This is a genomic window from Leisingera aquimarina DSM 24565, assembly GCF_000473165.1.
Taxonomy (GTDB): Bacteria; Pseudomonadota; Alphaproteobacteria; order Rhodobacterales; family Rhodobacteraceae; genus Leisingera; species Leisingera aquimarina.
This window is the reverse complement of sequence record NZ_KI421504.1, coordinates 3,017,544-3,043,380: the sequence shown is the minus strand read 5'-3', so window position 1 is coordinate 3,043,380 and position 25,837 is coordinate 3,017,544. Positions and strand designations below refer to the sequence as shown.

The window sequence follows — 25,837 nt, the reverse complement described above, 5'->3', positions numbered from 1 at the left end:
TGGCTTGCGGCGTAAAGGGGGGGCTGCCCCCCCGTGATGCCGGATCAGCCGAGGGCGTAGCCCGCGCCGCGCACAGTGCGCACCGGATCACTGCCGCCAAACTGGGTCAGCGCCTTGCGCAACCGGCCAATGTGGACATCAACCGTGCGGGTATCGACATAGATGTCGCGGCCCCAGACCCGGTCCAGCAGCTGTTCGCGGCTCCAGACCCGGCCCGGCTTTTCCATGAAGGTGGAGAGCAGGCGGAATTCGGTTGGTCCCAGCTTCAGCGGATGTTCGGCGCGGCTGACCTTGTGGGTTTCGGCATCCAGCACGATGTCATCATATTCCAACCGCACCCCGACAGTAGAGGGCCGGACCCGGCGCAGCTGGGTGCGCACCCGCGCCATCAGCTCAACCACCGAATAGGGTTTCACCACATAATCATCAGCGCCGGTTTCCAGGCCGCGGACCTTATCCACTTCCTCGGACCGAGCGGAGAGCATGATAACCGGGATGTTGCGGGTTTCCGCGCGGGTCTTGAGCCGGCGGCACACTTCGATGCCGCTGAGGTTGGGCATCATCCAATCGAGGATGATGATATCGGGCATGTCCTCGTCGACCACCAGCATCGCTTCTTCGCCATGTTCAGCGCGCAACACGCGAAAGCCGTCGGCCTCAAGGTTGTAGGCCAGCACTTCCCGCTGGGCCATTTCGTCTTCAACAACAAGAACAGTGGGCTGTTCGGCAGCCATTGGTCAGATCTCCTGGGGCGTGGTAGACGTGGTGTCGGCTTTTTTGCGGTCATCTTCCGGTTTTTCACCGGTCACCAGATAGATCACCTGTTCAGCGATCGAGGTCACGTGATCGCCCATGCGTTCGGTGTTTTTTGCGATGAAATGCAAGTGCATGCAGGCCGAAATGTTGCGCGGGTCTTCCATCATATGGGTCAGGAATTCGCGGAACAGGGCGTTGTACATCTGGTCAACATCGCGGTCGCGTTCGATCACGTCACGGGCCAGTTCCACATCGCGCTGGATGTAGGAATCCAGTGCATCCTTCAGCATCCGCTCGACCTCGCGCGCCATCCGGCGCAGCGCGGCGGCGCCTTCGCTGGTATTGGGACCCTGGGCCAGGACCGTGGTGCGCTTGGCCATGTTTTTTGCATAGTCGCCAATGCGTTCCAGATTGCCGGCGATCTTCATCACCGACAGCACCAGGCGCAGATCCGAGGCTGCGGGTGCGCGCAGGGCAATCAGACGGGCGGTTTCTTCGTTGATCAACTCTTCCAGCCCATCAATAGCCTTGTCGCCCTGACGCACGGTCAGCGCCAGTTCCTCGTCGCGGGTCTCCAAGGCCTGAGCGGCTTCGCGGATTGCGTCCTCGACCAGACCGCCCATTTTCATGATCCGGGCCTGAATAGCCTCTAGGTCGCGGTCAAAGGCCGATGCAATATGCTGTTCTACCATGTTGATATTCCTATAGATCAGCCGATCCGGCCGGTGATGTAGCTTTCGGTGCGGGCGTCTTCGGGGTTGGTGAAGATCTGACCGGTGGGGCCGAATTCCACAAGGTTTCCGAGGTGGAAAAAGGCGGTTTTCTGGCTGACACGCGCGGCCTGCTGCATCGAGTGGGTGACGATCACCACCGAATAGCGGCTGCGCAGCTCGTCGATCAGTTCCTCCACCTGGGCGGTGGCGATGGGGTCGAGCGCCGAGCAAGGTTCGTCCATCAGCAGAACCTCGGGTTCAGTGGCCACAGCACGAGCGATGCACAGGCGCTGCTGCTGGCCACCCGAAAGCCCGGTGCCGGGCGCGTCCAGGCGGTCTTTCACCTCGTCCCAGATCGCACCGCGGCGCAGGGATTTCTCAACAATCTCATCCAGTTCCGCCTTGTTCCTCGCCAATCCATGGATGCGCGGGCCATAGGCCACGTTGTCATAGATCGACTTGGGGAACGGGTTCGGCTTTTGAAACACCATGCCAACCTTGGCGCGCAGCTGCACCGGATCGACACGGCGGTCATAGATGTCCTCGCCGTCCAGCAGAATGTCTCCCTTCACGCGGCAGATGTCGATGGTGTCATTCATCCGGTTCAGGCAGCGCAAAAACGTCGACTTGCCGCAGCCCGAGGGGCCGATAAAGGCGGTGACGGTCTTGTCCTCGATCTCGACATTCACGTCTTTGATCGCGTGGGAGTCGCCATAGTGGACGTTGACGTCCTTGGCGGCGATTTTGATGTTTTGTGTGTCCACGGTGTTATCCATCAAGGTCATGTCGTTCATTGCACTATGCCTCCTTACCAGCGGCGTTCAAAGCGGCGGCGCAGGATCACGGCGAATGTGTTCATGGTCACCAGGAAGATGAGAAGGATGATGATGCCGCCCCAGGCGCGTTCATAAAAAGCCGGGTCGGCGCGTTTGGCCCATTCGTAGATCTGCGCGGGCATGGCGGAGTTCGGCGCCAGAAGGCCATCGGCCAGGGTTTCCGGCGCGTTGGAGGCGATAAAGCCGACCATGCCGATGAGCAGCAGCGGAGCGGTTTCACCCAGTGCCTGCGCCAGTCCGATAATGGTGCCGGTCAGGATGCCGGGCGCGGCCAGCGGCAGCACGTGGTGGAACACCGCCTGCATTTTCGACGCCCCGACACCCAGCGCAGCATCCCGGATCGACGGCGGCACCGATTTCAGCGAGGCGCGGGTGGAGATGATGATGGTCGGCAGGGTCATCAGGGTCAGCACCAGGCCGCCCACCAGCGGCGCCGAGGTCGGCAGGTGCATGTAGTTGATGAATACGGCGAGGCCGAGAATGCCGAACACGATGGAGGGCACCGCGGCAAGGTTCGAGATGTTCACCTCGATCATGTCGGTGAGCCAGTTCTGCGGTGCAAACTCCTCAAGATAGATCGAGGCGGCGACGCCGATCGGCAGCGCCAGCGCCAGAACCACCAGCATCATGAACAGAGAGCCCAGCATGGCGACCCCGATCCCGGCCGCCTCGGGGCGGGCGTCAGAGGCATCTGCACCGGTGATGAAATCGAGGTTAAAGGTCTTCTCCAGCACCCCGGCAGCAGCCAATGCGTCAACAAGATCAAGCTGTTCGGGCGAGATGTTCTTGTCGTTGGCGATGCTGTCGCGGGTGACGCGGCCCTTCAGGTAACCGTCGACGCGGCCTGAGGCGAGGAAGCGGAACTCCACCGTCTGGCCGATCTGATCCGGGTTGGCAATCACGTAGTCGCGCAGTTGGGCGGCGACGTCCTTGGACAGGATACCGGCCAGCTGTTTGGGTTTAAGGCTGGTTTCAATGCCCAGGTCCGCCACCGCGGCCTCCATCGCGCCTTTGATGATCGGCGCGTAGCCGAAGGTGGTAACCTTCTTGATATCGGCCAGATCGCGATTGCCCTTCTTGTCGAGCTTGGCTTCCAGAAGTTCCACGTTCAGGGTCACAAAGGTCTGCTGGAACGCGCCGGTGCCCTTGCCGACGATGGTCGTCACCAGGATCACCAGCATCAAAAGACCGGCGGCGATGGCAGCGATGCCATAGGCCTTGAACCGGGTTTCTGCCGCGTTGCGTTTTTTTGTATGCGAGGTCTGCTGCAGCAGCGAGCCGCCGTGTTTGCGCGGCTCGGCGCCTGCGGGGGATTGGCTGAGGTCGGTCATCAGTCGTACTGCTCCCGGTATTTGCGCACGATATAGAGCGCCAGGACGTTCAGGCCGAGGGTCAGGACAAACAGAGTCAGGCCCAGGGCGAAGGCTACCAGCGTTTCAGGGCTGGCAAAGTCGGTGTCGCCGGTCAGCTGGCTGACGATGCGGGTGGTGATGGTGGTCATAGACTCCAGCGGGTTGGCGGAGAACTTGGCAATCGCCCCTGCCCCCATCACCACGATCATGGTCTCGCCGATGGCGCGCGAGGCGGCCAGCAGCACCGCGCCGACGATACCCGGCAGAGCTGCCGGCATCACAACCTGGCGCACGGTTTCCGATTTGGTGGCGCCCAGTCCCAGCGAGCCGTCGCGCATCGCCTGCGGCACCGCGTTGATGATGTCGTCAGACAGCGAGGAGACAAAGGGGATCAGCATGATGCCCATCACCAGACCCGCAGTCAGAACCGAGGTGGCGCCCGCCATCCACTCAACACCCAAGAGGCCGCCCTTGGAGAACAGGTTTGCCAGCGCAGGACCCACCGTCAGCAGCGCAAACAGGCCGTAAACGATGGTGGGGATGCCTGCGAGGATTTCCAGCAGCGGCTTGGCAAAGGCACGCACCGCGCCGCTGGCGTATTCGGAAAGGTAGATGGCGGCAAACAGGCCCACTGGCACCGCTACCAGCAGCGCGATGAAGGAGATATAAAGCGTGCCCCACAACAGCGGCAGGATCGACAGGTCACTGTCGCCGCGGAAGTTGGGCGCCCAGGTGGTTCCAAAGAAGAAATCGGTCCAGCTGTGCAGGCCAAAGAAGTTTTTGGTTTCAAACAGCATCGACAGGACGATGCCGATGGTGGTGAGGATCGCCAGCGAAGCGGCGAGGATCAGCAGCGCCAGAACCGCGCGTTCCACCACGTTTCGGGCGCGGAAATCCTTGTGGGAGCGGCTGTAGGCCCAGGCAAAACCGCCAAGCGCCAGCAGCGCGACAACCACGGTCATCGCAGTCCTGCCGGTGTGTGACAGGTTGCGGTAGGTCTGCGCCGCTGCCAGCACTTCCGGGCGCACCTCGTTACCCAAGGCAACCCCGACGTCGCCCATCAGGGCGCGCAGGTCCTGTTCGCCGCCGACAGCATTGCGGGCTTCGCGGGCAGTCAGCAGCCCCTGCTCTACCGCGAGATCCAGCCCTTCGGCCACCCGGCGCACGTCGCTCATCACCAGGCCGAGGGTGGAGCTTTCCGGGACGGCTTCGGACGGGATCATGCCGGAGACGCGGGTCTCAACAAACATCGGTTGCGCCAGCAGCCAGATGGCCAGCGCTGCAATGGCCGGAACAAAGGCAGCCAGGGCAACATGGTAGCCGTAATAGGACGGCAGCGAATGCAGCTCCTTGACGTCACCGCCTGCGGTGGCAATCGCGCGGCGGCGGCCGCCGTAAAAGCCGACGGCAGACAATGCGATCAGGAGGGCAACAAGCCAGAAAGTGGGCATGAAAAGCTCCGGTATTGGCGGTGGCGTATTTGTTGCGGCAGCCCTGCCGCGGAAAGAAAGCGCCGGGGCGGAAGGCTCCGCCCCGGCAAGGATCAGATCATACACAGGGCAGCTTAGGAGTTGCCGCCCATCACGGCCTCGCTGGAAACCGATTCCTGGGTGTCCGCCAGTTCCGGGTCAGCAACCAGACCGTATTCAGCCAGCGGGCCATCTTCGCCGGCAACTTCGTCCGCGACGAAGAATTCAGCGTATTCTTTCAGGCCGGGGATTACGCCGATGTGGGCTTTCTTCACGTAGAAGAACAGCGGGCGGGAGACCGGGTATTCGCCGGTTGCAATGCTTTCGGTCGAGGGAACAATGCCGGACATGGTGGCAACCTGCAGCTTGTCGGTGTTGTTCTCATAGAACGCCAGGCCGAAGACGCCAATGCCGTCCTTGTTGCTCTCGATGCGGGCCAGGGTCTCGGTGTAGTCGCCGTCGATGTCGACCGATTTGCCGTCGGTGCGGAGCGCAATACAGGCCTTTTCGGCGGCTTTCTTCTTGGCTTTGTCGGTATCGCCGGCCGCATGGGCCAGCAGGTGCTCAAACGCGCCGGTGGCTTCGCAGCCGGCCAGGATCACCTTGTCCTCAAAAACTTCACGGGTGCCGTGCTTGGTGCCCGGCACAAAGGCTTGGATATCGACAGCCGGGAAATCGGCGTTGACGTCGGCCCAGGTGGTGTTCGGGTTGTCGACCAGCTGGCCGTCGACCAGAATCTTGTCGGACAGCGCCAGGAACCAGTCGGTCGGGGTGTATTCGAAAGAGTTCGCGTTGATGTCTGAGGCAAAGACGATGCCGTCGTAACCAATGCGGACTTCGATGATGTCGGTCACGCCGTTTTCGGCGCAGGCGGCGATTTCCTTGTCCTTGATGCGGCGCGAGGCATTGGCGACGTCAATGGTGTTTTCGCCGACGCCTTCACAAAAACGCTTGAGACCGGCGGAGGAGCCACCGGATTCAACAACCGGGGTCGGGAAATCAAAGTTCTCGCCAAAGGCTTCTGCCACGATGGAGGCGTAGGGCAGAACGGTGGACGAACCGGCAACCTGCACCTGGTCGCGCGCGGCGGCTGCGGTGGCGGATACGGCGGCAATTGCCAGGGTGGAAGCGGTCAGTTTCACAAAGGACATTTGTGTCTCCAAGAGTTTCAAAGGTCGATCACCCCGTCGATGATCTTGGGGCCTCTCGTAGAAGCCGCTGATGAGCCTTTTGTGACGGCTGTGTAACAACTGCATGACAAACCCGGCATGGGAGGCAAAAAAAGTGACATGAAAGAAGCAAGTCGCCGCCCGGGCGTCCGGCGCCGGCCTGCATGACCTAGCAGCATTTCAAATAGATGGCCTACTTGGGCAGGATCACCGTAAAAACGGTCCCTTGCCCTAGATCGCTTTCGACGCGGAGCCGCCCGCGGTGGCGGTTGATGATGTGTTTTACAATCGCCAGCCCCAGCCCCGTGCCGCCCATCCCGCGCGAGCGGTGGCTGTCGGCGCGGTAAAACCGCTCGGTCAAACGCGGCAGGTGGATAGGATCAATTCCAGGCCCGTTGTCAATCACCTGGACACGGGCTGCGGGCGCGCGCACCGACGGGTCCCGGTCTGTGAAGCTAAGCTCGACGCGGACCTGATCGCCTCCGTATTTGACCGCGTTTTCAACCAGATTGGTGAAGACCTGCTGCAGCTGATCCGGATCGCCAGTGACTGTCACACTGTCCTGCGGCGCCTTCAGATCCATCGACACGCCGCGTGTCTCGGCAACCGGAGCGAGGGTTTTCAGCGTAGACGCCAGATGGGCAGCCAGATCAACGCTCTGTTTGGGGCGAACACGCTCTTCGCTTTCGACCCGGTTCAGCGAGAGAAGATCCCCGACCAGACGATTCATCCGGCTGGCCTCTCCCTCCATGATCGTCAAGAACCTGTCACGGGCGGCGGCATCATCCTTGGCTGGGCCGCGCAGGGTTTCGATAAAGCCGATCAAGGCCGTCAGCGGCGTGCGCAGCTCGTGGCTGACATTGGCAACGAAATCGCGGCGCATCTGGCTGGCCTGTTCGCGCTCGGTCACGTCATCAAAGCAAGCCAGCACCGCGCCGCCGCTGACCGCGCCGATGCCCGGCACATAGCGCAAGGTGACGGTAAAGGTGGTGTCCTGGGCGCCGTCGTTGGACAAGTGGCGGGCGGTGCGGTTATCGCGGTCCCGCAGACAGGCCTCGATCGCAGTGGCGACGCTGGGCTGGCGAAGGATGGTGGCGAAATGACGGCCCTTGGCTCCCTGCCCCAGCAACGTCTCGGCACCGCTGTTCAGAGCGATGAACCGTTCGGTCTGGTCCACCATGACCGCAGGCAGCGGGATCGCCGCCAAGAACCCGTCAATCAGATCACTTGTCATCTGCACCCCGCGGTTAAGAACCCAGCCTGTCTAGCGCGGCTTTGTAAAGCTGATGTGGCGGCGGGCACCGGTTACAGCGGCTTCAGCTCAGCCCGGAAGCGGCGCATGTTGTCCTGATAGAGCTGCGCACTTTGGGTGAGCTTTTCGGCAAGCGCGGCGTCCACCTCGCGCACCACCTTGCCGGGACTGCCCATCACCAGCGAGTTGTCGGGGATTTCCTTGTTCTCGGTGATCAGCGCGCCGGCGCCGATCAGACAGTTCTTGCCGATCTTCGCGCCATTCAGGATGGTGGCACCCATGCCAACCAGAGTGTTTTCGCCAATGGTGCAGCCATGCAGCATCGCCTTGTGGCCGATAGTGCAGTTTTTGCCGATGGTCAGCGGATAGCCCGCATCAATATGCATCACCACGTTTTCCTGAACATTGGTGCCTTCACCAATACGGATTTCCTCGTGGTCAGCGCGGATGGTGACGCCGAACCAGACCGAGGCGCCTGCCTCCATCACCACCTTGCCGATCAGGTTGGCATCAGGGGCAACCCAGGTGTCTTCGTGGATCCGGGGCTGGTGATCTCCGAGTGCAAACAACGTCATGACTGTTCCTCAAATTGAGTTTGCAGATTGCGGACGTGGTCCTGCAGCCGGGGCTGCTGGATACGGCGCATCCGCTCGGCCTCGACGATGGTTTTCAGCCGCGCCTCTGTCTCGTCCAGGTCGTCGTTGACCAGCACGTAATCATAGTAGCCCCAGTGGCTGATCTCGTCCCAGCTTTTCTGCATCCGCTTGGCGATCACCTCGTCGCTGTCCTGCGCTCGGGTTTCCAAGCGGCGGCGCAGTTCCGGGATTGAGGGCGGAAGGATGAAGATCGACAGCGCGTGCTTGCCCAGATCGGAATTGCGGATCTGGATTTCGCCCTGCCAGTCGACATCGAACAGAACGTCCTGACCGGCCTCAATGGTGTCCTTTACCGGGCCTGCGGGCGAGCCGTAGAAATTGCCGAAGACGTGGGCGTGCTCCAGCATTCCGCCCTCGGCCACTTTCTGGCGGAACTCGTCCTCGGACATAAAGTAATACTCGCGGCCGTGCTCCTCGCCCGGACGCGGGGCGCGGGTGGTGGCGGAGACCGAGAACTTGAGCCCCGGATCCCAGGCCATCAGGCGGCGCGCCAGGGTGGATTTGCCGGCGCCCGAAGGCGATGAGAGGATGATCAAAAGGCCGCGGCGGTCCGCCATCTGGGCACTCCTTATTTATTCTATGTTCTGCACCTGCTCGCGCATCTGGTCGATCACGGTTTTCATCTCAAGCCCGACCGCCGTCAAGCCGGCATGCTGAGCCTTGGAGCAAAGCGTGTTGGCCTCGCGGTTAAACTCCTGCATCAGGAAGTCGAGCTTGCGGCCAACCGCGCCGCCCTTGGCCAGAAGGTCGCGGGCGGCGGTGACATGGGCGCCGAGACGGTCCAATTCTTCGGTGACATCGGCCTTGACCGCGATCAGGGCCAGCTCCTGGGCCACACGGTCTGGATCCGCGCCATCGGCATTGTCCATGACGCGGGCAAGGTTGGTCTTGAGGGTCTCCGCCATTTTCAATTTGCGCTCTTCGGCACGCTCCCCGGCCTGGGCTGTCAGCGCGGCTACCTGCTCCAGCTGGCTGTTAAGGATTTGGGCAAGAGCCGCGCCCTCGGCTTCGCGCATTTGCACGAATTCCGCCACAAGGGTTTCCAGTTCCTTGCTGAGTGCAGCGACCAGCGGCACCGGGTCGTCATCGCCCGCGGACTGTTCCAGCACCCCCTTGAAAGCGAGAACTTCGGCGGCCGAGGCCGGTCGGATTTCCACGCGGTTCTGCTTGGCAATGGATTGTGTCTCAGCCAGCGACTTGATCACCGATTGCAGAATGGCAGCGTTAATCCGCATCTGCCCGGCGCCGTCTTCGCTGCGGGAAATGCGCAAAGTCAGCGAGACATTGCCCCGCGACAGCGCTTTGGCCAGAACGGAACGGGTGTGGTTTTCAAGGCCTTCCAGCCAGTCCGGCACCCGAAGCCGCAGATCCAGCCCCTTGGCATTGACCGATCGGAGCTCCCAGCTCCAGCTGTGCTGATCGGAGCTGCCCTGTGCCGAGGCAAAGGCGGTCATGCTGCGGATAGTCATGCTGAATGCCCTCTTTATCGCTGGTGATTGATCAGCTCTACTGTCTCGAAAGTATAGGGTGCAAGCGCAATCGCATAACCGCGGCTCGCCCATCGCGTTAACCATTGCTTAAAGAAGTAGTCCAAATTTGAATTAGATTGTGTCATCTTAACTTCAGGGTAACCAAGCCGGCCCTAAGAGTTAACGCAGCCGCCGGCTGCCGCGACCAAAGGGAAGGCCGGGGTTGAAGGGGATGATGAGATGATTTTTGGCAGCCGCAGCGGAACTGAAATGACGACAGGTCAGGACAAGGTTGTGTCGATGAACCGCTTCCGCAAGGGCGGAACGCCGTCGCCGCTGCGCCAGGCGGAGGCCTATTGGACCGCGCTTCGCCGCGGAGACGATGTGCCGAGCCGCTCGCAGATTGATCCGCGCGGGCTGGAGAACATCCTGAGCAACACTTTCATTCTGGAACGGATCGCCCCGGGGATTGCCCGCTTCCGCCTGGCAGGAACGCTGGTAAATGAAATGGCTGGCATGGAAGTGCGCGGCATGCCGGTGACGGCGTTCTTCACCACCGAAGCGCGCAAGCAGCTGAGCTCCGCCATGGAGCATATGTTTGAAACACCCGCCATCGTGGAGTTGGAACTGCAAATCGAGGCGCCGCGCCAGCGTACCCCGCGCGAGGCCCGCATGCTGCTGCTGCCGCTGCGCAGCGACCTGGGTGACATTAGCAGGGTGCTGGGGGTGCTGGTGGCGGATGAGGGAACGGCAGCCACCTCGCAGCGGTTCTCGATCACCTCGATTGAAATGCGCACAGTTGGCAAGGCGCCCGGCTCTGCCGAATTCAAGGCCAAGCCGCGCGCTGCAGACAGGGATCAGCGCCCTGACGTGAACCAGCCCAATCCGGGCTTTGCCGAAACCCAGGCCCGCTTCAAGCCTGAACGCTCGCTTCTGGAGGAAGCCAAGGCGCTGCTGGAGCGCAGCCGGGCGGGCAAGCTTGGGGAACCGGCAGACACAGCTGCGATAGCGGCGGACACGACCGAAAATAAGCGAAAAAGAGCTTCGCATCTGCGTCTCGTGGTCAGCCGCGACTGACATGCGGGTGCCGCGATACGATCCCGGCGCAGCAATATATTTAATTCAAGTCCAAGGTCATAGCGCTTGAAGTGACTGCGCCCCGCGGGAGAACCCCGGGGCGCCTTTTTACGTGTGCAGAAATTTTGAAAGCCACGCGCCTTGGCAGCGCGCGGCCTGTCCAGGTTCTCAGCCAGCCTGGCGGGTGCTTTGGGAAGTCCGCAGGGCAGACAGTTCCTCGGCCACCAGGAAGGCCAGTTCCAGCGACTGGCTGGCATTGAGACGCGGATCGCAGGCGGTATGGTATCGGTCGCTCAGATCCTCATCTGTCACCGCGCGGACGCCGCCGGTGCATTCGGTCACGTCCTGGCCGGTCATTTCGAAATGCACGCCGCCCGGGATAGTGCCTTCGGCCTTGTGGACGCCGAAGAAGTCGCGCACTTCGCGCAGAACACTATCGAAGGGACGGGTTTTGTAACCGGTGGAGGATTTGATGGTGTTGCCATGCATCGGGTCGCAGACCCAGGTGACATTGGCGCCCTCTTCCTTGACCGCCTTGACCAAGCGCGGCAGATGTTCGCCGGCCTTGCCTGCGCCGAAACGGGCAATCAGCGTCAGTTTGCCCTCTTCGTTGTCCGGGTTCAGGCGCGACATCAGCACCTTCAGATCCTCGGCAGTGGTGGTCGGGCCGCATTTGAGACCGACCGGGTTCAGCACGCCGCGGCAGAATTCCACATGGGCACCGTCAGGCTGGCGGGTTCGGTCACCGATCCAGATCATGTGGCCGGAACCGGCCAGCCATTTACCGGAAGTCGAATCAAGCCGGGTCAGCGCTTCTTCGTACTCCAGCAGCAGTCCTTCGTGGCTGGTGTAGAAATCCACGGTCGAGAATTCATGGGTAGTGTCGGCGGTTATGCCGGCAGCTGCCATGAAATCGATAGTGTCCTGGATACGATTGGCGATCTCACTGTATTTCTGGACTTCCTGCTCATCTGTAAAACCCAGAGTCCAGGAATGCACCCGGCTCATGTCTGCGAACCCGCCGGTGGAGAAAGCGCGCAGGAGGTTCAGCGTAGCGGCGGCCTGTGTATAGGCTTGCAGCATTTTCTGCGGGTTCGGAATGCGCGCAGCAGGGGTGAAGTCCAGCTCGTTGATGATGTCGCCGCGATAGCTGGGCAGCTCAACACCATCGATGGTTTCGGTCGGCGCGCTGCGCGGCTTGGCGAACTGGCCGGCCATGCGGCCCACTTTCACCACCGGCACCTTGGCGCCATAGGTCAGCACCATCGCCATCTGCAGCATTACCATGAAAGTGTCGCGGATCGCATCAGCACTGAACTGGTCAAAGCTCTCAGCGCAATCGCCGCCCTGCAGCAAAAACGCTTCGCCGCGCCCTGCCGCGCCAAGATGCTGTTTGAGGCGGCGCGCCTCGCCGGCAAATACCAGCGGCGGGAACTTGGAAAGCTGAGCCTCGACAGCATTCAGCGCTGCCGCATCGGTATAGTCCGGCATTTGAACCCGCGGCTTGTTGCGCCAGTCCGTTTTTTGCCATTCGCTCATGACTTTATCTCCCCATCAGAGGTCTTTAGATTATGTTGTGTGCTCTATACAAAATCCGCACCGGGGTGGCCAGTTTAGAATTGCGCCCACTTGACCCCGGGTCCAAGCTGTGAGCACGGTTTCCCGACCTGCCGCGGAGCGTGCTGCCGCGGCCCGAATTGTTTCTTGAAGGACGCTCGCCATGCAGACGCCACGCAAGCCTGCTGATTCTGGAGTTGACGCCGGCCAGCCAAAGCGGTTCGTTTTTGTGCTTCTCGATAAGTTCACGATGCTTTCCTATGCATCGGCTGTCGAATGCCTGCGGATTGCCAACCGGATGCATGGGGATGACACCTATTCCTGGACGCTGATCGGTGAAGGCGGCGAAACGGTGACCTGCTCGGCCGGCACCACGTTCAATCTGGACGGCGATCTGAACGACCTGCACCGCGATGATGTGGTCATGCTGTGCTCCGGCATTGATGTGCAGGAATCCACCACCAAAAAGCTCTTGGCCTGGCTGCGCCGTGAAGCCCGCAAAGGGCTGACCATCGGCGGGCTGTGCACCGCCTCTTACACATTGGCCAAGGCCGGGCTGCTGGACGGCAAACGGGCGACCATTCACTGGGAAAACGCCGACAGCTTTGCCGAGGAATTCGACGAAGTTGACCTGACCAAATCGGTCTTTGTGATTGATGGAAACCGGCTGTCCACCGCGGGTGGCACCTCGTCCATCGATCTGATGCTCAAGCTGATTGCCAATGACCATGGCGAAGAGCTGGCCAATGCGGTGGCGGATCAGTTGATCTATTCGTCCATCCGGACCGACCAGGATACCCAGCGGCTGTCGATCCCGACCCGCATCGGGGTGCGCCATCCGAAGCTGTCGATGGTAATCCAGATGATGGAAGCCAATATCGAAGAACCGATCAGCCCGTCGGTTCTGGCGCAGGATGTCGGCATGTCCACCCGCCAGCTGGAGCGCCTGTTCCGCCGGTATTTGAACCGGTCGCCCAAGCGCTATTACATGGAAATCCGGCTGCAGAAGGCACGCAACCTGCTGATGCAGACGGATATGAGCGTGATCAATGTGGCGCTGGCCTGCGGCTTTGCCTCGCCGTCGCATTTCTCCAAATGCTACCGGGCGCATTACGACACAACGCCCTACCGCGAACGCGGCAGCAAGGCGGCGACGTATAAAGTGTAACCCGCAGGGCTGGCCTGCCGGTCAGCGGGATAGCCTGTACACCGCACCCGCGCTTTCCGAAGCAAACCAAATACTGCCGTCGGGCGCCTCCTGCACGTCACGGATGCGCCCGGTCTCACTGCTGCGCAGCTGCTCGGCTTCGACAAGCGGCGCTCCCGAGAGCCGGGAAATGTAGTCGAATTTCAGCGAGCCTACGAAGATATCTCCGCGCCACTGCGGCCACATCCGGCCGGAATAAATCATCATGCCGGACGGCGCGATGGAGGGATCCCAATACCATTCCGGCTGCTCCATTCCAGGCTTTGATGTACCCTCGCCGATTTTGCCCCCTGAGTAATGACGCCCGTAGGAAATAACCGGCCAGCCGTAGTTGGCGCCTTTGCGGATCCGGTTCACCTCATCACCGCCTTTGGCTCCGTGTTCAGCGACCCAGAGGTTGCCTTGCAGATCCAGCGCCATGCCCTGCGGATTGCGGTGTCCGTAGGACCAGATCTCAGGCTGCGCGCCTTGCGTGCCCGTGAAGGGATTGCCGGCGGGCACCGAACCGTCGCGGTTGATCCGCACCACCGATCCCTGGTGCAGCCGCAGGTTCTGGGCGCTGGGCCGGTCGCCGCGCTCGCCCAGCGAAATGAACAGGCTGCCATCCCGCGCCTCGACCACGCGGGAGCCGAAATGCCGCCCGCCCAATGCGCCGGGCGCGGCTTCGAACAGGATCCGGACGTCAGTCAGCCGGGTGCTGTCCGGGCTGAGCCGCCCAGACGCCAAGGCCGTGCCAGCACCCCGGCCCTGGCGCCTGGAAAAGGTCAGGAAAATCTCGCGGCTGCGGATAAAGTCCCGTGGCACCATTACGTCGAGAAGGCCGCCCTGCCCCTCGGCCGCAACCGCCAGTACCCCCTTGACGGCTTGCTTGCGGCCTTCCAGCACATGAAACAGCCGCCCATCACGCTCGGTTACCAGCAGCCCGCCGCCGGGCAGGAAATCAAACGCCCATGGCACGTCAAAACCTCCCGCCTGCCGGCTCACGCTGAGGTCCCCCTGCGTTGATGAGAGCTTTTCTGCCTGCCCTGGCGTGGAAAACGTCAGCAGGGCAACGGCAACCGTCAGGAAGCTGGAAAACTTGGTCATGGAGGTCTTTTCCTTCTGTCGATTCCCCTGTAAATCCACGCCCGCGCTGCATCCGGGGATCATATGGAGGTGCAGCATAAACCAAGCAGCCCGGGGAAAACTGTTCCGGTTCAATAGGACTTTTCTTTTTGAACCGGCTTGCCTAGGGTCCGATGTGAACATTTTTGTTCCAACAATGGGAGTTTTCAAATGAAGAAACTGCTGATGGCCACCGCGGCCGCTGCGCTGACGGCTGGCACCGCATATGCCGGCGGCCACGCCAAGGAAGTGAAGCTCGGGATCCTGTTCGGATTCACAGGTCCGATTGAATCGCTGACACCGGCAATGGCCAGCGGCGCGGAACTGGCGATGGAAGAAGTCACCAAATCCGGCAAACTGCTGGACAGCGCGACCGTCAGCTCTGTTCGTGCTGACAATGGCTGTGTCGACAACGGTCTGGCCGTGGCCAACGCCGAGAAAATCATCTCAGAAGGCGTAAATGGCATCGTCGGCGGCGACTGCTCGGGCGTGACCGGCGCAGTTCTGCAGAACGTGGCCATTCCGAACGGCATGGTGATGATTTCTCCGTCCGCCAGCTCGCCCGGTCTGAGCACAATGGAAGACAACGGCCTGTTCTTCCGCACCACGCCTTCGGACGCGCGCCAAGGCCAGATCATGGCAGAGGTGCTGAACGAACGCGGCGTCTCCTCGATCGCACTGACCTATACCAACAACGACTATGGCAAAGGTCTTGCAGATTCGATCCAATCCGCCTTCGAAGCCGCCGGCGGCGAAGTCACCATCGTTGCCGCCCATGAAGACGGCAAAGGCGACTATTCGGCCGAAGTCGGCGCGCTGGCCTCAGCTGGCGGCGATGTACTGGTCGTGGCCGGCTATCTGGACCAGGGCGGTCTGGGCATTATCCAAGGCTCGCTGGACAGCGGTGCGTTTGACCTGTTCGGCCTGCCCGACGGCATGATCGGGGATTCCCTGCCGCAGAACGTCGGCCCGGACCTGGACGGCTCTTTCGGCCAGATCGCAGGATCGGACAGCGAAGGCTCGAGGGTTTTTGCTGAAATGGCGACGGCAGCGGACTTTGACGGCACCTCGGCCTATGCGCCGGAATCCTATGATGCTGCCGCTCTGTTCCTGCTTGCGATGCAGGCGGCCAATTCCACCAAGCCGGCCGACTATATGGGCAAAATCCTGGATGTTGCCAATGGGCCGGGCGAACCGATCAACCCCGGCGAGCTGGGCAAGGCACTGGAAATCCTCGCCGCTGGCGGTGAGATCGACTATCAGGGCGCAACCGGCGTTGAGCTGATCGGCCCCGGTGAAAGCGCGGGTTCTTACCGCGAAGTCGAAGTCAAAGGCGGCAAGATCGAAACCGTCAAGTTCCGCTGATAAGCGACTGAAAAGACAGAGCGAAAGACCAGCCCGGGTGCCCCCCGGGCTGTTCCAAATTTAAAACGCCGCAAAATCGCGGCAGGGGATGAAATGACATGATCGTCGTCGAGGACTTGCATAAGCACTTCGGCGGGTTCCATGCGGTGGACGGCGCTTCGCTGGAAATCGCTAAGGGGTCCATAACCGGTTTGATCGGCCCGAACGGGGCCGGCAAGACCACATTGTTCAATGTAATCGCGGGTGTTCTGCCGCCGACCTCCGGCCGTGTCACCATGGACGGTGAGGATATCACCGGCCTGCCCCCGCATGAGCTGTTCCACAAGGGGCTGCTGCGCACGTTCCAGATCGCGCATGAGTTTTCCTCGATGACGTGCCGGGAAAACCTGATGATGGTGCCGGGCGCGCAATCGGGTGAGACCCTGTGGAACACCTGGTTCGGCCGCAAGCGGATTGCCGACGAGGAACGCGCGCTGCGGGCCAAGGCGGATGAGGTGCTGGAATTCCTGACCATCAGCCATATCGCCGACCTGAAGGCGGGACAGGTCTCGGGCGGCCAGAAGAAGCTGCTGGAGCTGGGCCGCACCATGATGGTGGATGCCAAGATCGTCTTTCTGGATGAGGTCGGCGCCGGCGTGAACCGCACCCTGCTGTATACCATTGCCGATGCGATCAAGCGCCTCAATGAGGAGCGCGGCTATACCTTTGTGGTGATCGAACACGACATGGAATTCATCGGCCGCCTGTGCGACCCGGTGATCTGCATGGCCGAGGGCAAGAAACTGGCCGAAGGCACGCTGGACGAGATCAAGGCAAATGAGCAAGTGATCGAAGCCTATCTGGGCACCGGCTTGAAAAACAAAGACAAACTGGCCGAGGCTTGATGCCTTTGCGCCGCGTTGCCCCCTGCGAAGGGGAACGGAGCATATGAATGTCTGAACCATTTTTGATTGGCGACTGCATGACAGGCGGATACGGCAAGGGGCCGGATATCCTGCATGACTGCACCATCGCCGTGAACCCCGGCGAGATCGCCGTCATCGTGGGCCCGAACGGGGCCGGCAAATCCACCGCCATGAAGGCGGTGTTCGGGATGCTGAACGTGCACTCAGGGACTGTGCGGCTGGGCGGCGAGGACATCACCGCGCTGTCGCCGCAGGACCGGGTGGTCAAGGGCATGGGGTTTGTGCCCCAGACCAGCAATATCTTCACCTCGATGACGGTTGAAGAGAACCTGGAGATGGGCGCGTTTATCCGCACCGATGATTTTTCCGGGACAATCGAGCAGATCTATACTCTGTTCCCGATCCTGAAGGAAAAGCGCAACCAGCCGGCCGGAGAGCTGTCCGGCGGCCAGCGCCAGCAGGTGGCCGTGGGCCGCGCGCTGATGACCAAGCCCAAGGTTCTGATGCTGGACGAGCCTACCGCGGGTGTTTCGCCCATCGTAATGGATGAGCTGTTCGACCGGATCATCGAGGTCGCCCGCACCGGGCTGCCGGTCCTGATGGTGGAGCAGAACGCCAAGCAAGCGCTTGAGATCGCGGACAAAGGCTATGTTCTGGTGCAGGGGCGCAATGCCTATACCGGCACCGGCAAGGAGCTGCTGGCCGATCCCGAAGTGCGCAAGTCGTTCCTGGGGGGCTGAATCCGATGTTTGGAAACTTCAGTCAATCCGGAGGCTCCGCAGCTCTGGCAACTGCCGCAATTTGCGCCTCAGCGCAATCTGGCTGGGCCGTCTTCGACCCGACGTATGCGTGTGAAGTCACAGAGCCTCAAGTGATTGCAACGGACGAAGGCGAGTCCCTTGAACTACGGACTGGTGACGCCGTCCGGGTTCAGTACTTTCACCTCTGTGTCGATGGATATTGTGCTGCACACATCTGGGCTCCGAACGACGCGAGCTTTTCTGCTTGGTACCATGCTCTCACTTCCGACACCTCTCTGCTGCCAACGGACAAGGTAGAAGGCCGGGACGGACACGTAACTTGGCATCACGCAAATAACGGAGACCGTAGCGATATGGTCAAAATCCAATTGGATTGCCAAATGGGATCGGGGATTTACTGATGGATCTTCTCAACGCCCTAGTGGCGCTTACCAATTTTGTTGTAATCCCCGGGCTGGCCTATGGCTCGCAGCTTGCGCTTGGCGCGCTGGGGGTGACGCTGATCTACGGGATCCTGCGGTTCTCGAACTTTGCCCATGGCGACACCATGGCGTTTGGCGCGATGGTGACGATCCTGGTCACCTGGGCGTTCCAGTCGGTCGGGATCAGCTTTGGCGTGCTGCCGACCGCATTGCTTGCCCTGCCCTTTGGCATTCTGGGTACCATCGGGCTGGCGCTGCTGACGGACCGGACCGTCTATCGGTTTTACCGCGAACAAAAGGCCAAGCCGGTGATCTTTGTGATGGTCTCGCTCGGAGTGATGTTCATGATGAACGGCATAGTGCGCTTTATCATCGGCCCCGGCGACCAGCGGTTTGCCGATGGCGAGCGTTTCATCATCAAGGCGCGCACCTTCAAGCAGATGACCGGTCTGAACGAGGGGCTGGCGATCAAAACCACCCAAGGTATCACCGTGATCACCGCGATCATCGTGGTGGCGGCGCTGTTCTGGTTCCTGAACAAGACCCGCACCGGAAAATCCATGCGGGCCTATTCCGATAACGAGGATCTGGCGCTGCTGTCGGGCATCAACCCGGAGCGTGTGGTGATGTACACTTGGATGATCGTGGCAGCACTGGCGACCATTGCCGGCGTGCTGTATGGCCTCGACAAGTCGTTCAAACCCTTCACCTATTTCCAGCTGCTGCTGCCGATCTTTGCCTCTGCAATTGTTGGCGGCCTGGGCAACCCGCTGGGCGCCATTGCCGGCGGGTTCATCATCGCCTTCTCCGAAGTGACAATTACCTACGCCTGGAAAAAGGTGCTGAACTACGGGCTGCCCGACAGCCTGGCGCCTGACGGGCTGGTTCAGCTTCTTAGCACCGACTACAAGTTCGCGGTCTCCTTTGCGATCCTGATTGTTGTCCTCCTGTTCAAGCCCACCGGCCTTTTCAAAGGGAAAGCGGTATGACCGACACTATGAAACATACCCTTCTTTTCGTCTTTGTCGGCGTGATGATCCTGGCCGAGGGCGCCACCGACTTTCTGTTCTTCTCCGGCTCCTGGAACTCGGCGCTGGTCATCCTGAACATGGGGCTGATCTCGGCCATCATGGCGATCGGTGTGAACATCCAGTGGGGCTTTGCCGGGCTGTTCAACGTCGGCATCATGGGTTTCACCGCACTTGGCGGTCTGGCTGTGGTGCTGACCTCGACCCCGGTGATCCCCGCAGCCTGGTCTTCGGGCGGGGTCAGCATCGTGATGGCGCTGGTCATGGGCGCCATGACCGTGGTTGCCGGTGTGATGATCAGCAAATTCATGCCCCCCGGCAAACTGCGTTCCTTGGTGCTGGCTGGTATGATGATAGCGGGTTTCTTTGTCTACCGGGCGATCTTTGATCCGGCGGTTGGTGCGGTTGAGGCGATCAACCCCGCACTGCAAGGCAACATCGGCGGTCTGGGCCTGCCGGTTCTGCTGGCCTGGCCTGCGGGCGGGTTGCTGGCTGCGGGTGCGGCCTGGTTAATCGGGAAAACCGCTTTGGGCCTGCGGTCGGACTATCTGGCGATTGCCACGCTGGGCATCGCCGAGATCATCATTGCCGTGCTCAAGAACGAGGACTGGCTGTCGCGCGGTGTGAAGAACGTGGTCGGCCTGCCCCGTCCCCTGCCTTATGAAGTGGATCTGCAGAACGATCCGGGTTTCGTTGAGAGCGCTGCGGGAATTGGTCTCGACCCGGTTCTTGCCTCGACCATTTATGTCAAGACCGGCTATGCGCTGATGTTCACCGCGGTGCTGCTGGCGCTGTTGTGGATGGCGCAGATGGCGTTGAAAAGCCCCTGGGGCCGGATGATGCGTGCAATCCGCGACAACGAGACTGCGGCCGAGGCAATGGGCAAGAACGTGACCCGCCGCCATCTGCAGATCTTCGTGCTGGGATCCGCCATCTGCGGCATTGCCGGCGCAATGATGACCACACTGGACAGCCAGCTGACGCCGGGTACCTACAACCCGCTGCGTTTCACCTTCCTGATCTGGGTGATGGTGATCGTCGGCGGTTCCGGCAACAACTTCGGCGCAGTTCTGGGCGGCATGCTGATCTGGTTCTTCTGGATCAAAGTGGAGCCGATGGGCATCCTGTTGATGGAGTTTGTCACCTCCGGCATGGACGAGGGCAGCGCCCTTAAGACCCACCTGTTGGAAAGCGCCTCGCACATGCGGCTGTTCACGATGGGCTTAATATTGCTGCTGGTTCTCAGATTCAGCCCGCGCGGGCTGATCCCTGAAAAGTAAAACAAGCGCCGCCCTCGAGGCCCGGGCGGCGCTTTTGGCTTCTTTCTGGTGAAAAATACTCCCGCCGGAGGCATGGGTTTGGCGCAAAGCCAAACCCGTTTTTCTTTGCTCAGCGCCCTTTGAACAGGCTGCCGAGAATGCCGCGGACAATCCGGCGCCCGGTCGTGCCCTTCAGCTCCTTGATCACCGCTTCAGACATTGCCGAGGTGAAGGTATCTTTTTTCCGGAAAGCTTTTGCAGAAGACCGGCTGACCCTTGAACCGGAATACCGGCGGGCGGCGTTGAATTCCCGCGCCATCGGCTGGGGGGCCTCATCTGCTGCGACCTCGGAGGTTTCCGCATCCTGCGCCGCTGTCTGCGCGCGCTGTGCCAGAATTTCATATGCAGACTGCCGGTCCAGCGGATTGTCGTATTTCCCTGCCATGTCCGAAGCTTCCAGCATGGCCGCCCGCTCCTGCGGTGTAACCGGTCCGAGTTGGGTACTTGGAGGGCGGATCAGCGTGCGTTCTACCACGCCTGGCACGCCTTTTTTTTGCAGCATAGAGGTGACGGCTTCCCCGACTCCAACTTCGCGAATAGCCTCCCCGGTGGAAAAACGCGGGTTCTCGCGGTAGGTTTCCGCCGCCAGTTTCAGATTCTTGCGGTCCCTGGCGGTAAAAGCCCGCAGCGCGTGCTGAATGCGATTGCCAAGCTGGCCGAGAATATCCTCCGGCACATCAGCCGGATTCTGGGTGATGAAGTAGATCCCAACTCCTTTGGACCGGATCAACCGCGCCACTTGTTCAACTTTGTCGATCAGCGCCTTTGGAGCATCCTCAAACAAGAGATGCGCCTCATCAAAAAAGAACACGAGACGCGGTTTCTCGGGATCGCCCACCTCGGGCAGCTCTTCGAACAGCTCACTCAGCAGCCAAAGCAAAAAGGTTGAATAGAGCCCCGGCGCCGCCATCAGCTTGTCCGCGGCCAGAATGTTGATCATGCCCTTGCCGGCGGTATCGCACCGCATCAGATCGCTGAGCGCCAGTGCCGGCTCACCGAACAGGCCGGCACCGCCCTGGTTTTCCAGCACCAGCAGACGCCGCTGGATAGCACCGATCGAAGCCGGGGACACGTTGCCGTACCGCAGTGACAGCTGCGTCCGGTTTTCGCCGATCCAGACCAACAGCGATTGCAGATCCTTCAAGTCCAGCAGGGGCAAGGCGTCTTCATCTGCCAGCCTGAACGCGATGTTCATAATACCTTCCTGCGCTTCGCTCAGCTCCAATAACCGGGACAGCAGCAGCGGGCCCATTTCCGCAACAGTTGTGCGCACAGGGTGGCCCTGCTCGCCATAGAGATCCCAAAAAGCGACCGGGCAGGCATGGTAGCAATAATCGGCAAACCCGATTTTCTCCGCGCGCGAGGTGAAGGCGTCATGCAGTTTGTGGCTTGGTGATCCAGGCTTTGCCAAGCCGGACAGATCCCCCTTCACATCAGCAAGGATCACGGGCACGCCGGCATTGGAAAACCCTTCAGCCATGATTTGCAGAGTGACTGTCTTGCCTGTGCCGGTTGCCCCGGCGATCAACCCATGCCGGTTGGCGTATTTCAGGGCAAGCCCCTGCGGCGCGCCATAACCTTCGCCGCCGCCGCCCAGAAAGATACTGTCTGCCATGCCTGTCCCATGCCCTTTCTTTTTCCTGTGGATAACAATACAGCGTTAACTTTTCAGTGCGATAGTCAATCTTGCCCGCCCCTGCAAATGCGGTTGCCGTGGCGGACATTTCCTCCCTGTCAGACTGGCCGTGCCTCGTGCACGGCCTTCTTTTTATGGCGGGACTGCCTGCTAAACAGGCAAATACCGCGGCGATCCAGACATCCAGGGTTCCATTCTCCCTAAATTGAAGCCTGCGCGACTTTTTTTGAACTTGCATGTTGACCGATGGCCAGCCCTTTCGTAACGTCCTACGCAATAACTAAGTCGGCCAGTCCGACGGGGAGACACAACACGAAAAAGGGAGCCGCATGGTTCCCTTTTTTGTTCCAGTACAGTGACTTCCAGGCTTGAAACATTTTGCGCGGATTTCCCCGGCAGATCATTTGTTATAGGCCTGACACCACCCGGCCGGCGTGGTAAACGCAAAACCAGCGTCTTTAGAAAAATGAGGCATTCATGTTGAAGTCCCTGACCCCGATCACGCTTGCCGCAGTGCTGGCCATGTCCGCCCCGCTGGCGGCACAGGAAACGGCCGCGGAAGAGACTGCGGGGGCGGAATCCGCTGAGCAGACAGAACAAACAGAATCAACTGCAGATCAACTGTTGGATCTGGGCGAACCGGTCAGCGATGGCCCCCGGGCTGGCGACCGCTACTCCAAGGAAACGCACGGCGATTGGGATCTGGCCTGCATCAAAACTGATAGTGGCACCGATCCCTGCTCGCTGTTGCAGGTGCTGGCAGGTCCGCAAGGCAACCCGATTGCCGAAGTGTCGCTGTTCCGGATTGATCAGCAAGGCGGCCAGGCCGTTGCCGGGGCCACCGTCATCGTGCCGTTGGAAACGCTGCTGCCCGCCGCGCTGACGATATCAATCGATGGCGCCCCGGCCAAACGCTACAACTATTCTTTTTGCAACCAACTGGGCTGTGTGGCGCAAATCGGCCTGACACAGGGCGACATCGACGCCTTCCGGAAAGGCAAGGAAGCCGTTCTGTCGCTGCGTCCGGCGCCGGCACCGGATCAAGTGGTGCAGATGAAACTGTCGCTGAGCGGTTTCACCGCCGGCTTTGACGTCGTGGACGTGGTCAAGCAATAAGCCCGCTGGCTTTGAAAACTGAAAACGCCGCGCGCCTTCGAGCCGCGGCGTTTTCATTCCGGGGGTCAGACTTTGCGCAGCGCCAGCACTGCGTTCAGCCCGCCAAAGGCAAAGGCGTTGGACAGGGCCACATCGACCTTGGCCTCGCGGGCCTCGTTCGGCACCACATCCAGCGCGCATTCCGGATCGGGGTCTTCATAGCCGATGGTCGGGGCAATCACCCCGTCGCGCAGCGCCATAATGCAGGCCAGAAGCTCAACCGCACCGGTGCCGCCGATAAGATGGCCATGCATGGATTTAGTGGAGGAGATCATCAGGCTGTCCGCATGGGGGCCGAAAACATCCGCGACGGCAGCGCATTCAGTCTTGTCATTGGCAGCGGTGCCGGTGCCATGAGCGTTGATATATCCCACCTCAGACGCGTTGATACGGGCATCCTGCAAAGCGCCCGAAATGGCGCGGGCGGCGCCCTGCTTGCTGGGCATCACGATGTCCGCTGCGTCCGATGACATGGCAAAGCCGATGACTTCGCACAGAATTTCAGCACCCCGTGCCCTGGCGTGCTCATACTCTTCGAACACAAAAATGCCTGCGCCCTCGCCCTGCACCATACCATTGCGGTTGGCGCTGAACGGGCGGCAGGCGTCCTTGGACATCACCCGCAGCCCCTCCCAGGCCTTGACCCCGCCAAAGCACAGCATGGATTCAGAGCCGCCGGTGATCATCACCGGGCTCATGCCCGAGCGCACCATCTGGAACGCCTGCGCCATCGCATGGTTGGAGGACGCACAGGCCGTGGACACGGTGAAACTGGGACCCTTGAGGTTGAACTGCATCGACACATGGCCGGCTGCAGCATTGTTCATCAGCTTGGGCACCACAAAGGGATGCACCCGGTTCTTGCCGTCCTCGTAGACGCTGCGGTAGTTTTCATCCAGCGTCTGCATACCGCCGCCGGAGTTGCCCAAAACCACGCCGGCCTTGGCAGACAGATCGCCATGGAACTCCAGGCCTGACTGTTCGATCGCCTCTTCAGCGGCAGTCAGGGTGAACTGGGTGAACCGGTCGTAGAGGCTCATCTGTTGGCGGTTGAACCGCCCTTCTGCCTCAAACCCGCGGACCTGACCGCCGATGCGGATTGCCAGACGGTCCACATCGCGAAACTCCAACTCTCCAATGCCGCAGCGGCCTTCGCGCATGGCCTCCAGTGTGGCGGGCACGGAATGTCCCAAGGCATTGATGGTTCCAGCCCCGGTGATGACGACGCGCTTCATGGGCTATCTTACGCTTTTTTCAAAATCAGCTTGTCGATGCCTTCGACGATAGCCGCAACATTGGAAATGTTGAAATCACTGTTTTCGGGTTCATTCGCATTGAAGGGAATCGAAACATCAAACTCCTCCTCAATGGCGAATATGCTTTCGACCAGGCCCAGGCTATCGATGCCCAGGTCTTCCAACGTGCTGTCGAGGGTCACATCCGACGGCTCAAGAACCGCCTGTTCGGCAAGAATTGCAATGACCTTGTCCTGCGTGCTCATGTGGAGATCCCCGACGTTGTGGTTGAGGCAGATGTAGTAATTCGGCCGTTACTTGAAAACAGCCTTTTTTAACAATTCGATGTCACGCATCAAACGCGGCAGGCGGCGTTGTGCTTTATACATCTCAGTGTGGGTTTCCATCTTGACGCTGGGATAGCCCATGATCACCCGGCCCGCAGGCACGTTCGACAGGATCTTGGTGCCGCCGCCGGCGATCACCCCGTCGCCAATGAAAATATTGTCGACCACGCCGCATTGGCCGCCCAGCACCACGTTGTTGCCGACATCGACAGAGCCGGAAATGCCGGTCTGGCCGCACAGCAGGCAATCATTCCCGACCCGGGTGTTGTGGCCCACATGCACCTGATTGTCGAGCTTGCTGCCATTGCCGATCACCGTGTCGCGGATGGTACCGTTGTCCAAGGTGCAATTGGAGCCGATTTCCACGTCATCGCCAATGGTGACGCTCCCCAGAGAGTGGATGCGGACCCAGGCCTGCGCCTTGGTCTCACCCTGATCTCCCATGGTCTTGCGGGCGTTTTCAGCACCGGAAACTTCGGGGGTGACATAAGAAAAACCATCGCCTCCGACGCGTGCGCCAGGCTGGGCACGGAAACGGTCGCCGATGGTTGCCCGGGCGCCGATCGAGACCATTTCGCGCAACTGGGAGTCCTCGCCAATCACCGCATCTGTTCCAATGTAACAATGCGGACCGATGACCGAGCGGGCGCCGATTTTGGCTCCGGCGCCAATGACGGCCAGCGGGCCAACCGACACGTCCTCACCCAGCTCCGCTGTCGGGTCGATCACTGCAGAAGGGTGAATACCGGCAGCAAACCCCTGGCCGCGGTCCAGCATGGCTGTCACGCCGGACATTGTCATTCGCGGACGCGGGGCAAAGATAGCGGCCTTCAAGCCGAACGACTGCCAGTCCGCCCCTTCCCACAGCACGGCTGCCTGCGCGTTGCCTGCCTGCAGACCCTCCGCGTACTTCGGCGCCATGGCCATGGCGATCTGGCCCGCTTCGGCATCCTGCGGCTCTGCCGCGCCTGCGATTTGCAGATCCAGGTCGCCCTGGGCTTCGGTCCCGAGGGACTCAGCGATCTGGCGGATTGTGAACATGGCAGG

Annotated in this window: 24 protein-coding genes; 8 read left to right on the top strand and 16 right to left on the bottom strand. The window is 60.8% G+C overall.

Annotated elements, in window-relative coordinates; translation table 11 throughout:
• Window positions 1-44: 44 nt before the first annotated feature.
• The 10 genes from phoB to AQUI_RS0119115 all read right to left on the bottom strand — a co-directional run bounded on the left by phoB (window position 45) and on the right by AQUI_RS0119115 (window position 9,672).
• The gene (gene phoB / locus AQUI_RS0119160) at window positions 45-734 is read right to left on the bottom strand and encodes a phosphate regulon transcriptional regulator PhoB (protein ID WP_027258943.1); all 690 of its coding nucleotides are present in this window, start codon (window positions 732-734) and stop codon (window positions 45-47) included.
• A gap of 3 nt (window positions 735-737) precedes the next feature.
• Window positions 738-1,448, bottom strand: a complete 711-nt coding sequence (gene phoU, locus AQUI_RS0119155; protein WP_027258942.1) for a phosphate signaling complex protein PhoU — start codon at window positions 1,446-1,448, stop codon at window positions 738-740.
• A 17-nt stretch (window positions 1,449-1,465) separates the two neighbouring features.
• Window positions 1,466-2,263, bottom strand: a complete 798-nt coding sequence (gene pstB / locus AQUI_RS0119150) for a phosphate ABC transporter ATP-binding protein PstB (protein WP_027258941.1) — start codon at window positions 2,261-2,263, stop codon at window positions 1,466-1,468.
• Between the two features lie 14 nt (window positions 2,264-2,277).
• Window positions 2,278-3,636: a phosphate ABC transporter permease PstA gene (gene pstA, locus AQUI_RS0119145; protein ID WP_027258940.1), complete on the bottom strand. Its 1,359-nt coding sequence runs from the start codon at window positions 3,634-3,636 to the stop codon at window positions 2,278-2,280.
• A complete protein-coding gene (gene pstC, locus AQUI_RS0119140) occupies window positions 3,636-5,108 on the bottom strand; it encodes a phosphate ABC transporter permease subunit PstC (protein WP_027258939.1) in 1,473 nt (490 codons plus the stop codon). The genes pstA and pstC overlap by 1 nt, the downstream gene beginning before the upstream one ends.
• Before the next feature lie 113 nt (window positions 5,109-5,221).
• On the bottom strand, window positions 5,222-6,277 hold the full coding sequence (locus AQUI_RS0119135) for a substrate-binding domain-containing protein (protein WP_027258938.1): 1,056 nt from the start codon (window positions 6,275-6,277) through the stop codon (window positions 5,222-5,224).
• A gap of 211 nt (window positions 6,278-6,488) precedes the next feature.
• Window positions 6,489-7,529 carry a sensor histidine kinase gene (locus tag AQUI_RS0119130; protein ID WP_027258937.1) on the bottom strand — a complete coding sequence of 347 codons (1,041 nt, stop codon included), beginning with the start codon at window positions 7,527-7,529 and terminating at the stop codon, window positions 6,489-6,491.
• 71 nt (window positions 7,530-7,600) lie between these two features.
• On the bottom strand, window positions 7,601-8,122 hold the full coding sequence (locus tag AQUI_RS0119125) for a gamma carbonic anhydrase family protein (protein ID WP_027258936.1): 522 nt from the start codon (window positions 8,120-8,122) through the stop codon (window positions 7,601-7,603).
• Complete coding sequence (gene gmk, locus AQUI_RS0119120) at window positions 8,119-8,760, bottom strand: guanylate kinase (protein WP_027258935.1); 642 nt, start codon at window positions 8,758-8,760, stop codon at window positions 8,119-8,121. Before gmk ends, AQUI_RS0119125 begins: the two co-directional genes overlap by 4 nt.
• A 15-nt stretch (window positions 8,761-8,775) precedes the next feature.
• Complete coding sequence (locus tag AQUI_RS0119115; protein WP_027258934.1) at window positions 8,776-9,672, bottom strand: YicC/YloC family endoribonuclease; 897 nt, start codon at window positions 9,670-9,672, stop codon at window positions 8,776-8,778.
• 240 nt (window positions 9,673-9,912) lie between these two features.
• Here AQUI_RS0119115 and AQUI_RS0119110 point away from each other — a divergent pair, with 240 nt between their 5' ends.
• Window positions 9,913-10,749 carry a PAS domain-containing protein gene (locus tag AQUI_RS0119110; protein WP_027258933.1) on the top strand — a complete coding sequence of 279 codons (837 nt, stop codon included), beginning with the start codon at window positions 9,913-9,915 and terminating at the stop codon, window positions 10,747-10,749.
• 168 nt (window positions 10,750-10,917) lie between these two features.
• On the opposite strand, the gene AQUI_RS0119105 is transcribed toward AQUI_RS0119110, so the two are convergent.
• Window positions 10,918-12,288: a class II 3-deoxy-7-phosphoheptulonate synthase gene (locus AQUI_RS0119105; RefSeq protein ID WP_027258932.1), complete on the bottom strand. Its 1,371-nt coding sequence runs from the start codon at window positions 12,286-12,288 to the stop codon at window positions 10,918-10,920.
• 181 nt (window positions 12,289-12,469) lie between these two features.
• Between AQUI_RS0119105 and AQUI_RS0119100 the strand changes: the two genes are divergently transcribed.
• On the top strand, window positions 12,470-13,474 hold the full coding sequence (locus tag AQUI_RS0119100; RefSeq protein ID WP_027258931.1) for a GlxA family transcriptional regulator: 1,005 nt from the start codon (window positions 12,470-12,472) through the stop codon (window positions 13,472-13,474).
• Window positions 13,475-13,495: 21 nt separating this feature from the next.
• Here AQUI_RS0119100 and AQUI_RS0119095 read toward each other — a convergent pair whose 3' ends face one another.
• A complete protein-coding gene (locus tag AQUI_RS0119095; protein WP_027258930.1) occupies window positions 13,496-14,599 on the bottom strand; it encodes a PQQ-dependent sugar dehydrogenase in 1,104 nt (367 codons plus the stop codon).
• A gap of 189 nt (window positions 14,600-14,788) precedes the next feature.
• On the opposite strand from AQUI_RS0119095, the gene AQUI_RS0119090 reads away from it, so the two are divergent.
• The 5 genes from AQUI_RS0119090 to AQUI_RS0119070 all read left to right on the top strand — a co-directional run bounded on the left by AQUI_RS0119090 (window position 14,789) and on the right by AQUI_RS0119070 (window position 20,378).
• Window positions 14,789-15,982 (top strand): ABC transporter substrate-binding protein, encoded by a 1,194-nt coding sequence (locus tag AQUI_RS0119090; protein WP_027258929.1) that lies wholly within the window; start codon window positions 14,789-14,791, stop codon window positions 15,980-15,982.
• Window positions 15,983-16,080: 98 nt separating this feature from the next.
• Window positions 16,081-16,866, top strand: a complete 786-nt coding sequence (locus AQUI_RS0119085) for an ABC transporter ATP-binding protein (protein ID WP_027258928.1) — start codon at window positions 16,081-16,083, stop codon at window positions 16,864-16,866.
• Between the two features lie 47 nt (window positions 16,867-16,913).
• Window positions 16,914-17,627, top strand: coding sequence for an ABC transporter ATP-binding protein (locus tag AQUI_RS0119080; RefSeq protein ID WP_027258927.1), 714 nt, complete (start codon window positions 16,914-16,916; stop codon window positions 17,625-17,627).
• A gap of 421 nt (window positions 17,628-18,048) precedes the next feature.
• Window positions 18,049-19,059 (top strand): branched-chain amino acid ABC transporter permease, encoded by a 1,011-nt coding sequence (locus AQUI_RS0119075; RefSeq protein ID WP_027258926.1) that lies wholly within the window; start codon window positions 18,049-18,051, stop codon window positions 19,057-19,059.
• Window positions 19,056-20,378, top strand: a complete 1,323-nt coding sequence (locus AQUI_RS0119070; RefSeq protein WP_027258925.1) for a branched-chain amino acid ABC transporter permease — start codon at window positions 19,056-19,058, stop codon at window positions 20,376-20,378. The genes AQUI_RS0119075 and AQUI_RS0119070 overlap by 4 nt, the downstream gene beginning before the upstream one ends.
• A 109-nt stretch (window positions 20,379-20,487) precedes the next feature.
• On the opposite strand, the gene AQUI_RS0119065 is transcribed toward AQUI_RS0119070, so the two are convergent.
• On the bottom strand, window positions 20,488-22,032 hold the full coding sequence (locus AQUI_RS0119065) for a helicase HerA-like domain-containing protein (RefSeq protein WP_027258924.1): 1,545 nt from the start codon (window positions 22,030-22,032) through the stop codon (window positions 20,488-20,490).
• 498 nt (window positions 22,033-22,530) lie between these two features.
• On the opposite strand from AQUI_RS0119065, the gene AQUI_RS0119060 reads away from it, so the two are divergent.
• Window positions 22,531-23,169, top strand: coding sequence for an invasion associated locus B family protein (locus AQUI_RS0119060; protein WP_027258923.1), 639 nt, complete (start codon window positions 22,531-22,533; stop codon window positions 23,167-23,169).
• A gap of 65 nt (window positions 23,170-23,234) precedes the next feature.
• Here the strand turns inward: AQUI_RS0119060 and AQUI_RS0119055 are convergent, their stop codons facing one another.
• From AQUI_RS0119055 to lpxD, 3 genes are read right to left on the bottom strand one after another with little or no spacing between them, the layout of a single operon-like run.
• Window positions 23,235-24,443 (bottom strand): beta-ketoacyl-[acyl-carrier-protein] synthase family protein, encoded by a 1,209-nt coding sequence (locus AQUI_RS0119055; protein ID WP_027258922.1) that lies wholly within the window; start codon window positions 24,441-24,443, stop codon window positions 23,235-23,237.
• 8 nt (window positions 24,444-24,451) lie between these two features.
• Window positions 24,452-24,709 carry an acyl carrier protein gene (locus tag AQUI_RS0119050; protein WP_027258921.1) on the bottom strand — a complete coding sequence of 86 codons (258 nt, stop codon included), beginning with the start codon at window positions 24,707-24,709 and terminating at the stop codon, window positions 24,452-24,454.
• A 48-nt stretch (window positions 24,710-24,757) separates the two neighbouring features.
• A complete protein-coding gene (gene lpxD, locus AQUI_RS0119045; protein WP_027258920.1) occupies window positions 24,758-25,831 on the bottom strand; it encodes a UDP-3-O-(3-hydroxymyristoyl)glucosamine N-acyltransferase in 1,074 nt (357 codons plus the stop codon).
• Window positions 25,832-25,837: the final 6 nt, after the last annotated feature.